Here is a 7,965-nt window from a genome sequence, read left to right on the forward strand (position 1 = left end):
CCCAACCCCCTCCCCACCCCGCATCTCTCCCCCGCCCGCGCCACGCCTTCGCACCACGCATCGCCGCAGCGCGGCGCCCACCGCCACCGAACTCCGTGGCATCGCGCGCTAGGCACCGCCGTTCTGCACGCCCCGCGCACTGCACGCCCCACGCCCCGCACGCCCCGCACACCGCACGCCCCGCGCACGCGCACTGCACGCCCCACGCACTACACGCCCCGCGCACGCGCACTACACGCCCCACGCACTACACGCCCCGCGCACGCGCACTACACGCCCCACGCACTACACGCCGCACGCCCCGCACACCGCACGCCCTGCACACCCACGCCCCACGCACTACACGCCCCACGCAACGCACACCCGCGCACCGCACACCCGCGCACCGCGCGTGCCACCGCGCACCCCGCACGCCACCGCGCACCGCCGCTTGCGAGCAAGCGAACCCCGGTGCGGCGTCCGCAGACACGACGATGGCCCGGCCGACTGCGCGAAGCAGCTGGCCGGGCCAATCGATCAGGCGAAGAGATCAGTCGTCGGCACCGTGCCCACCGTGCCGGCCACCGCGGTCATCGCCACCCTTGTCGTCGTTGCCGTGGCCGCCCTTGTCATCGCCGGCCTTGTCGTTACCGCCGTGGCCGCCCTTGTCGTCCCGGCCCCTGTCGTCAACGCCGTGGCGACCGTTGTCGTCAGCGCCGTGGCGACCGTTGTCGTCAGCGGCGGGGCGCCTGTTGTCGTCGGAGCCGCGACCCTTGACGTCGGCGCCCTTGACCCGGTGCCGGGTGACCGCTCCCGTCGACCGGTCCACGTCGATGTCGTGCTCGACGCCGTTGACGATCACGTCGACGTCCCAAACGGCCCGGCCGTGCTCGGTCTCGCGCTCGACGCTCTCGACCCAACCGCCTCCGGCCGCCCGGACGGCGATCGCCTTGGCCCGGTCGATGCTGATCCCGGCTGCCGAGGTGGCACCTCCGGTGGACGAGCTGCTGGAGCTCGGTACCGTACTCGGCGCGTCGTTCACCGACGCGCTCGGGCTCGGCGAGGCGCTGTCCGACGGCGTCGGAACGACGTCTCCGTTGGGAAGCATCGAGACCGACCCGGTGGCTTCCGGCGTCGGGTCATCGGCGCCGGCGGCGAGCGCGGCCCCGCCGACAGCGAGAGCGGCGACGGCACCCGCGGCGATGGCGGTGACCTTACGGACCTTGTTCATTGCAGTACCTCCGGTGCGATGCGTGCTTGATGACACCCACCGTCGCCTGATCCGCCCTATGGCCGCGCTGTGCGACCGCTAAGGCCCGGTTAAGCACCGCCCCCGGCGAACGGGCCCGCGACACCGCCCTCCGCTCCGGCCGGGCGGCACTCGGCCGCTCATCCCGCCTGTGGATAGGATTGTCGTGCAGGTCACGTTCGGTGCGGTCGTTCACTGGCCTCCCGCCCGCCCCGTCCGTAAGGTTCGGTAACACCGAATTCACGTTTGTGTAGCGGCAGAAGGCGGAGCCCCGATGGCAATAGAAGTTCCCTACCGGTCGATCTCCGACATGTTCCTGCAGCGCGTCAGCGCGACGCCGAACGCGAAGGCTTTCGCCACGCCGAATGCCGATGACACCGCCATGAACTGGCTGACGTGGTCCCAGGTGGGCTCGCGCGTCAAGGCCATCGCGGCCGGGTTGCGGGAGCTCGGGGTCGGCCTGGAGGACCGGGTGGCCATCCTGTCCGGCACTCGGCTGGAGTGGGTGCTGGTGGACTTCGGCATCAACTGCGCCGGCGGTGCGACCACCACTGTTTACCCCACCACGGAGCCGGAGGACGCGTCGTACATCGTGTCCGACTCGGGCTCGAAGGTGCTGGTGGCCGAGAACCCGCAACAGGCGCTGAAGATCTCCGGCGCCGAGACGTCGGTCGCGCACGTCGTCCTCATCGACGGCCTGGCCGACGCCGGGGCGCAGCCGCCGCAGATCACCCTGGCCGAGCTGGAGGAGCGCGGCAACGCCGCACTGGCCCAGCAGCCGACCCTGATCCAGGACATCTGCGACACGATCGGGCCGGACAACGTCGCCACGATCATCTACACCTCCGGCACCACCGGCCGACCCAAGGGCGTCGAGCTGCTGCACAGCGGCTGGACCTGGGAGGGCGTCGCGCAGCAGGACCGCAACCTGTTCGAGTCGACCGATCTCCAGTACCTCTGGCTCCCGCTCTCCCACTCGTTCGGCAAGACGCTGCTCTGTGGCGTCGTGCATGTGGGCGTACCCACCTACGTGGACGGACGCGTCGACAAGCTCGTCGACATGCTCGCGGTAGTGAAGCCGACCCTGATGTGCGCGGCTCCCCGCATCTTCGAGAAGGTCTACAACCGCACCGTCACGACCGCCCTCGGCGCCGGCGGCCTGAAGGCCAAGATCTTCAACTGGGCGCTGGCGACCGGCAAGCAGAAGGTGGCACTGGAACAGGCCGGCAAGCCGGTGCCGGCCCTGCTGGGCGCGAGGTACGCCCTCGCCGAGAAGCTCGTCTTCGTCAAGATCCAGGAGCGGCTGGGCGGCCAGTTGCGCAAGCTGGTCTCCGGTTCGGCCCCGCTGAGCCGGGACATCGCCGAGTTCTTCGCCGCCGCCAACCTGCCGATCCAGGAGGGTTACGGTCTCACCGAGAGCAGCGCGGCCAACTTCGTCAACCGGCGCGGCCGGACCAGGATCGGTACGGTCGGCGAGCCGCTCGGCGATCTCGAGTGCCGGATCGACTCGGACGGCGAGGTGCTGCTGCGCGGTGCCCCGGTGATGCGCGGCTACCACAACCTCCCTCAGGAGACCGCCGAGGCGTTCACCGAGGACGGCTTCCTCCGCACCGGTGACATCGGCGAGCTCGACGCCGACGGATACCTGAAGATCACCGACCGCAAGAAGGATCTGGTCAAGACCTCCGGCGGCAAGTACATCGCCCCCAGCCACATCGAGGGCATGTTCAAGGCGGTCTGCCCGTACACCTCCCAGGCGGTCGTCATCGGCCAGGCCCGCAACTTCGTGACGATGCTGATCAGCCTGGACGAGGACGCGATCGTCGGCTGGGCCGCCGGCGGTCCGCTCGCGGGCAAGTCGTACACCGAGATCGTCTCCTCGCCGGAGATCGAGCAGCTGGTCGCGGGCTACGTCGAGGAGCTGAACGGCAAGCTCAACCGCTGGGAGACGGTCAAGAGGTTCGCCATCCTCCCGCGCGACCTGACCATCGAGGACGGCGAGATCACCCCGTCCATGAAGATCAAGCGCCGCGGCGTCGAGGCCAACTTCGCCGAGCAGATCGAGAAGATGTACGCCGGGTCGCTGGCCCAGATCTGACTGACCGTCCTGCGCCACGCGTGGCGCCCATCCCACCGGGGCAGACGCCACGCGCGCCCCACTGGGGCGGGCGCCACGTGACGTTTCGGGTCGCATGTCGGCTCAGCCTGTGACGCCGGCGAACTGGACCTCGGGGAAGCCCGCGGACGGCCCCTGCATCAGCGGCTCGCTCCGGTGGCGCAGGTGCATGTCGAGAAACGCCGCCACGTAAGCCCGGGTGATCTCGACGGTCCGCTCGCCGGACGGCGCCTGAGTATCCACACCGAGCCACTTGCCGAGCACCGCCGCGTCGCTGAACGAGCGGTGGCTCATATCTGGAACGTAGAGCCATCGAGCCCAGCCGGTCAGGCGTGCCCAGGTCGGATCCCAGGTGGGGTCGGTCGGACTGGGCCGCGGGTGCGCTCCCCCGCCCAGCAGCAGGAACGGACGCCGCACATCCTGGCCGGGCGGCGGAACGACCGATCCGTCCATGTTGAGCCCGGCGACAACCCGCGGGTCGTTCTCCATCAGCACCAGGGATGCCGCACCGCCCCGCGAATGACCGATGGCCGCCACGCGCCGGGCGTCCACCACCCGGCCCCACCGGCGGTCGGTCAGCATCCGGTCGAGCACGAAGCCCATGTCGCGCGCCCGGCTCGCGGTAGCCTGTGCGGCCGGAAGCGTCTTGTCGCACTCGACGCACTGGACCACCCGCCCGCCGGGCAACGTGACCACCGCTCCCTCGTGCGGATGGTCGATGCCGACCACGACGTAGCCGCGACTGGCCAGGTCTTCCGCCAGAGTCGTCTGCATCCAGCGGGGATCGGTGAACCCGGGCGACAGCACGACAAGGGGCAGGCGGTGCCCGGTTTGCATTAGCGGTGCACCGTCACGTGCGTGGGTGCGTACCCGGGTCAGTGCATCCGGCGGCACCTCCGTGAGGCCGACGAACTCCAGCATCAGCCGCGATTCCTCGGCCGACGCGTACGGAACGCGTGAGCCGCGCGCAACCGCGGCCGGGTACCACACCGAGACCATCAGCTCCCGCCGCTCGGCCGGCACCCAGGGATCGGCGCGGTCCGGATCGACCAGGTGCATCACGTCCCGTCCGACCGGGTGCGGACCGGTCGGCGCGGGCAGCACCAATTCACCGATCGCCGGCGCGTCCGCCAACGCCGGAGGGGCCAGGCCGATGGTCGCCACGATGGCGGCCATCACCACGGCCGCCAGGCGATGAAGCAGTCTGCGTGTGACGCCGTGTGGCGCCGCCAATGTCGCAGGCATGAGGTGAACCTCCCAGGTCGCTCGGGTTTGGTGAGTTCGAACCTAGGAAGGGGCGGTGGCAGCCGGTAGTGAACGGAAGTCAATCGATTCGATGACTTTAGTCAGTACCGGTAGCCAATCCGGGCGAAGCATGATGGGCGGCCTCGGAAGGGAGGCCACGTTGATCACGGGGATGAGAAACGGCTCGGCGTCAGGCGATCACGGCGGGCGTGCGCCAGGCGGGGCGGGTGGTCTGGTCAAGATCATGGCGTACGGCGGCGATGCGCCGGATCGCCTCGGCCAGGTCATCGGCGGGCCGCGCGAAGGGCAGCCGCAGGAAGCGTTCCAGCGTCCCGTCGATGCCGAACCGCGGGCCCGGCGCCAGCCGCACACCGACGTCCTCGGCCGCGCGCGCCAGCGCACTGGAGATGGGGCCGTCGAGTTCGGCCCAGAGCATCACGCCCCCGCGCGGCACGGTGACGCGCCACTCGGGCAGTTGCTCGCCGAGGGCGGCGACCAGCGCGGCGCGCCGCTCCCGCAGCTCCTGGCGACGGGCTTTGACGATCATCTCGGCATCGGCCAGCAGATGCACGGCGACGAGCTGCTCCAGCACCGGGCTGCCCATGTCCACGCCGACCCGGAGCGCGGCCAGACGTTGCACGAGCGGGGCCGACGCCCTGATCCAGCCGATCCTCAGCCCACCCCAGTACGCCTTGCTCATCCCGCCGATCGACACCACCCGCGAGTGCCGGTCGAAGACGGCGACCGGCGGCGGCATCTCGTCGTCGTCCAAGGCCAGGTCCACGAAGGACTCGTCGGCGACCAGCTCCACCCCGCCCGCGTGGGCCGCGGCGACGAGGCGCTCGCGCAGGTCGGCCGGCATCAGGTGCCCGGTCGGGTTCTGGAATTCCGGGATCACGTAGGCCAGTCGCGGCCTCGTCTGGCGCATGGCCTCCAGCAGCAGTTCGGCGTCCCATCCGGTGGCGGCGTCCATACCGTGCGTGCTGATCCGGGCCCGGCGGGCGGCCAGCGCGGCCAGCGCGTTGGGATATGTGGGCGATTCGACCAGCACGTTGGCGCCGACCGGCAACGAGAGGCGGAGCACCAGGTCGAGAGCCTGCTGGGTGCCACTGGTGATCAGGATCTGCTCGGCCGTGGTGGCCACCCCGCGCCTGGTGTAACCGGCCGCGACCACGTCCCGCAGTTCGTGCAGACCGGTGGGACGGTAACCGGCACTGCCCAGGTAGCGCGGCAGGTCGTCGGCGGCGGCACGGGCGGCGGTGATCAGCTCGACCGGAGCAGCCGACGCCGCCACGCCGAGGTCGATCATGTCCGGGTCGTCGGCCGCCGTCCACAGCCCGGAGGTGGCGATCCGGTGGCCGGTGGGCAGGGTCGTCCAACTGCCGGCGCCACGGCGGCTGGTCAGGTGACCGGTCTCCCGCAGCATTCGGTAGGCGGCGGTGACGGTGGTGCGGCTGATGCCCAGCGCGTCGGCCAGTTCGCGTTCGGCGGGGAGGCGTACGCCCAACGCCAGCCGGCCGTCGGAGAGGAGCCCGCGGACGGCGCCGGCGAGCGCGGCATAGTCGGGGCTTCGATGGCGGCCCGGCAATGAGTGCCACTGACCGAGCAGGCGCGCCAATTGGCTACCCCTTACCGCGCTGGTCACAGCCACCTCCGGCGAATTGGCTCTTGGGATGACGACAATTGGCCTCCAGAGTGGCACTCATGAGCGTCCTGAGCAACCGACGGCTGGTCCGGCGTACCCTCCAGCTCTTCGTGGGTCTGATCCTCTACGGCGTCAGCATGGCGCTGATGGTGGAGTCCGGGCTGGGCCTGAACCCGTGGGACGTACTGCACCAGGGCCTGTCGCGCACGCTGGGGCTGAGCATCGGCACCGTGGTGATCATCATCGGCGCCGTGGTGCTGCTGCTGTGGATCCCGCTGCGCCAGAAGCCCGGTTTCGGGACGATCGCGAACATCTTCGTGATCGGGTTCGCCATCGATGCCGCCCTCTACGTGCTGCCGCCGGCGAGCGGACTCCCGCTGCGCATCGCGTTCCTGGCGGCGGGTGTGCTGCTCAACGGCCTGGCGACTGGGCTTTACATCGGCAGCCGCCTCGGGCCGGGGCCGCGCGACGGGCTGATGACCGGGCTGCACCAACGGTTCCCAAGGGTGTCGTTGCGGGTGATCCGCACCGGGATCGAACTTCTGGTGCTGGGGACCGGCTTCCTGCTCGGCGGCACGGTCGGCGTCGGCACGGTGGTGTATGCGCTGGCCATCGGACCGCTGGCGCAGTTCTTCATCCCCCGCTGCACGGTCCGCGTGGTGGCGGAGGAGACGGTCGGGGCGCGTCCTCAATAGACCGGGTGAAATGTCCGGAGGCGGACGAGACCCGGGACACAGCTTGGTGATCATCCCGACACATTCGCTTCCGGGCGAGGCGGCCAGACGGCATCATGACGACATGGGGGCAGGGGCAGGGGACTGGCATTGGAACGACGCTTGGATATTCGTGTCCGTCGTGATCGCCGAGCGTCTGGAACGCGACCGCGCGATGCACGCAGCCCTGCCGATGGTCGGCGCGACGCTGGCCGACGTTCTGGCCGCCGCTGACTTCCTGCACCACAGCGTCCCCAGCCGCGCCGAGTTACAGGACTCGGTCCGCCGCCTGGCCGGCGCCGGCCTTCTCAAGATCGACGACGACCTGGTCGAGGTCGCTCCCGAGGGCGAGCAGCTGTGGCGGACCCGCCCGTTCAGTGGCTTGTCCTCCGCGGTGCTGACTCTTCAGGCGCAGCTGAATCGATCCAGCACGCCTGGTGATCATGACTGGTCGTTGGACGAGCCGACCTACACGGCAGCGGTCCGCGAGTACTCCTTGCGACTCGCCGACGGCCGCTGACCCCGACAGCGACCGGCACCGAGCCCGGAGCGAGTGAGTCGTTCGCCGTCGGGGGTCACAGTTCGTCCGTTTGGTAACGCCTGTTCGTCGGACTGTGGCGCTCCATGGCGATGCCAGTACGGCGGGCTCAAGCGGCGGGCTGGACGGTGATCGCTGCGCCGGCCGCGCGGCGATCCGGGCCAAGGCGGGGCGCCACCACTGCGACGAACACGCCCAACCACGGCAGAGGCCAGGCATTGATCACTGCGGCAGCCGCGCGGCAAACCGGGCCAAGGCAGAGCGCCACCACTGCGACGAACACACCCAACCACAGCAGAAGCCAGCCATTGATCACTGCGGCAGCCACGCGACAACCGAGGCCAAGGCGGAGCGTCACCACTGCAGCGGGCGCGCATTGGGTGCGGCGGGGCTGTACCCGAAACGGTGTTTCTGGCCCGATTCGCCGGACTTGAGAGTCGGCGGGATGGGCACTGTGAGTAATGACGTCAGAGATCGTGG

7 protein-coding genes are annotated in these 7,965 nt (G+C 70.1%); 3 read left to right on the forward strand and 4 right to left on the reverse strand.

Translation table 11 applies throughout. From position 1 onward, the window contains the following. Positions 1-529: 529 nt before the first annotated feature. Positions 530-1,210, reverse strand: a complete 681-nt coding sequence (locus ACGFIO_RS20260; RefSeq protein WP_392827801.1) for a PepSY domain-containing protein — start codon at positions 1,208-1,210, stop codon at positions 530-532. A gap of 292 nt (positions 1,211-1,502) precedes the next feature. Between ACGFIO_RS20260 and ACGFIO_RS20265 the strand changes: the two genes are divergently transcribed. Then, entirely contained in the window at positions 1,503-3,326 is a 1,824-nt protein-coding gene (locus tag ACGFIO_RS20265; protein WP_392827802.1) for an AMP-dependent synthetase/ligase, read from the forward strand. A 102-nt stretch (positions 3,327-3,428) separates the two neighbouring features. Here the strand turns inward: ACGFIO_RS20265 and ACGFIO_RS20270 are convergent, their stop codons facing one another. Both ACGFIO_RS20270 and ACGFIO_RS20275 read right to left on the reverse strand, forming a co-directional pair. Next, positions 3,429-4,589 carry an alpha/beta hydrolase family protein gene (locus ACGFIO_RS20270; RefSeq protein WP_392827803.1) on the reverse strand — a complete coding sequence of 387 codons (1,161 nt, stop codon included), beginning with the start codon at positions 4,587-4,589 and terminating at the stop codon, positions 3,429-3,431. A 190-nt stretch (positions 4,590-4,779) separates the two neighbouring features. Beyond that, a complete protein-coding gene (locus ACGFIO_RS20275) occupies positions 4,780-6,234 on the reverse strand; it encodes a PLP-dependent aminotransferase family protein (RefSeq protein ID WP_392827804.1) in 1,455 nt (484 codons plus the stop codon). Positions 6,235-6,293: 59 nt separating this feature from the next. Between ACGFIO_RS20275 and ACGFIO_RS20280 the strand changes: the two genes are divergently transcribed. Together ACGFIO_RS20280 and ACGFIO_RS20285 are read left to right on the forward strand one after the other, a co-directional pair. Beyond that, complete coding sequence (locus ACGFIO_RS20280) at positions 6,294-6,929, forward strand: YitT family protein (protein ID WP_392827805.1); 636 nt, start codon at positions 6,294-6,296, stop codon at positions 6,927-6,929. A 151-nt stretch (positions 6,930-7,080) separates the two neighbouring features. Next, a complete protein-coding gene (locus ACGFIO_RS20285) occupies positions 7,081-7,467 on the forward strand; it encodes a hypothetical protein (RefSeq protein WP_392827806.1) in 387 nt (128 codons plus the stop codon). Positions 7,468-7,594: 127 nt separating this feature from the next. Here ACGFIO_RS20285 and ACGFIO_RS20290 read toward each other — a convergent pair. After that, positions 7,595-7,965, reverse strand: a 371-nt coding sequence (locus ACGFIO_RS20290) for a hypothetical protein (RefSeq protein ID WP_392827807.1), incomplete at its 5' end; no start/stop codon positions are given.

This window comes from Actinoplanes sp. NPDC049265 (assembly GCF_043197135.1).
GTDB lineage: Bacteria > Actinomycetota > Actinomycetes > Mycobacteriales > Micromonosporaceae > Actinoplanes.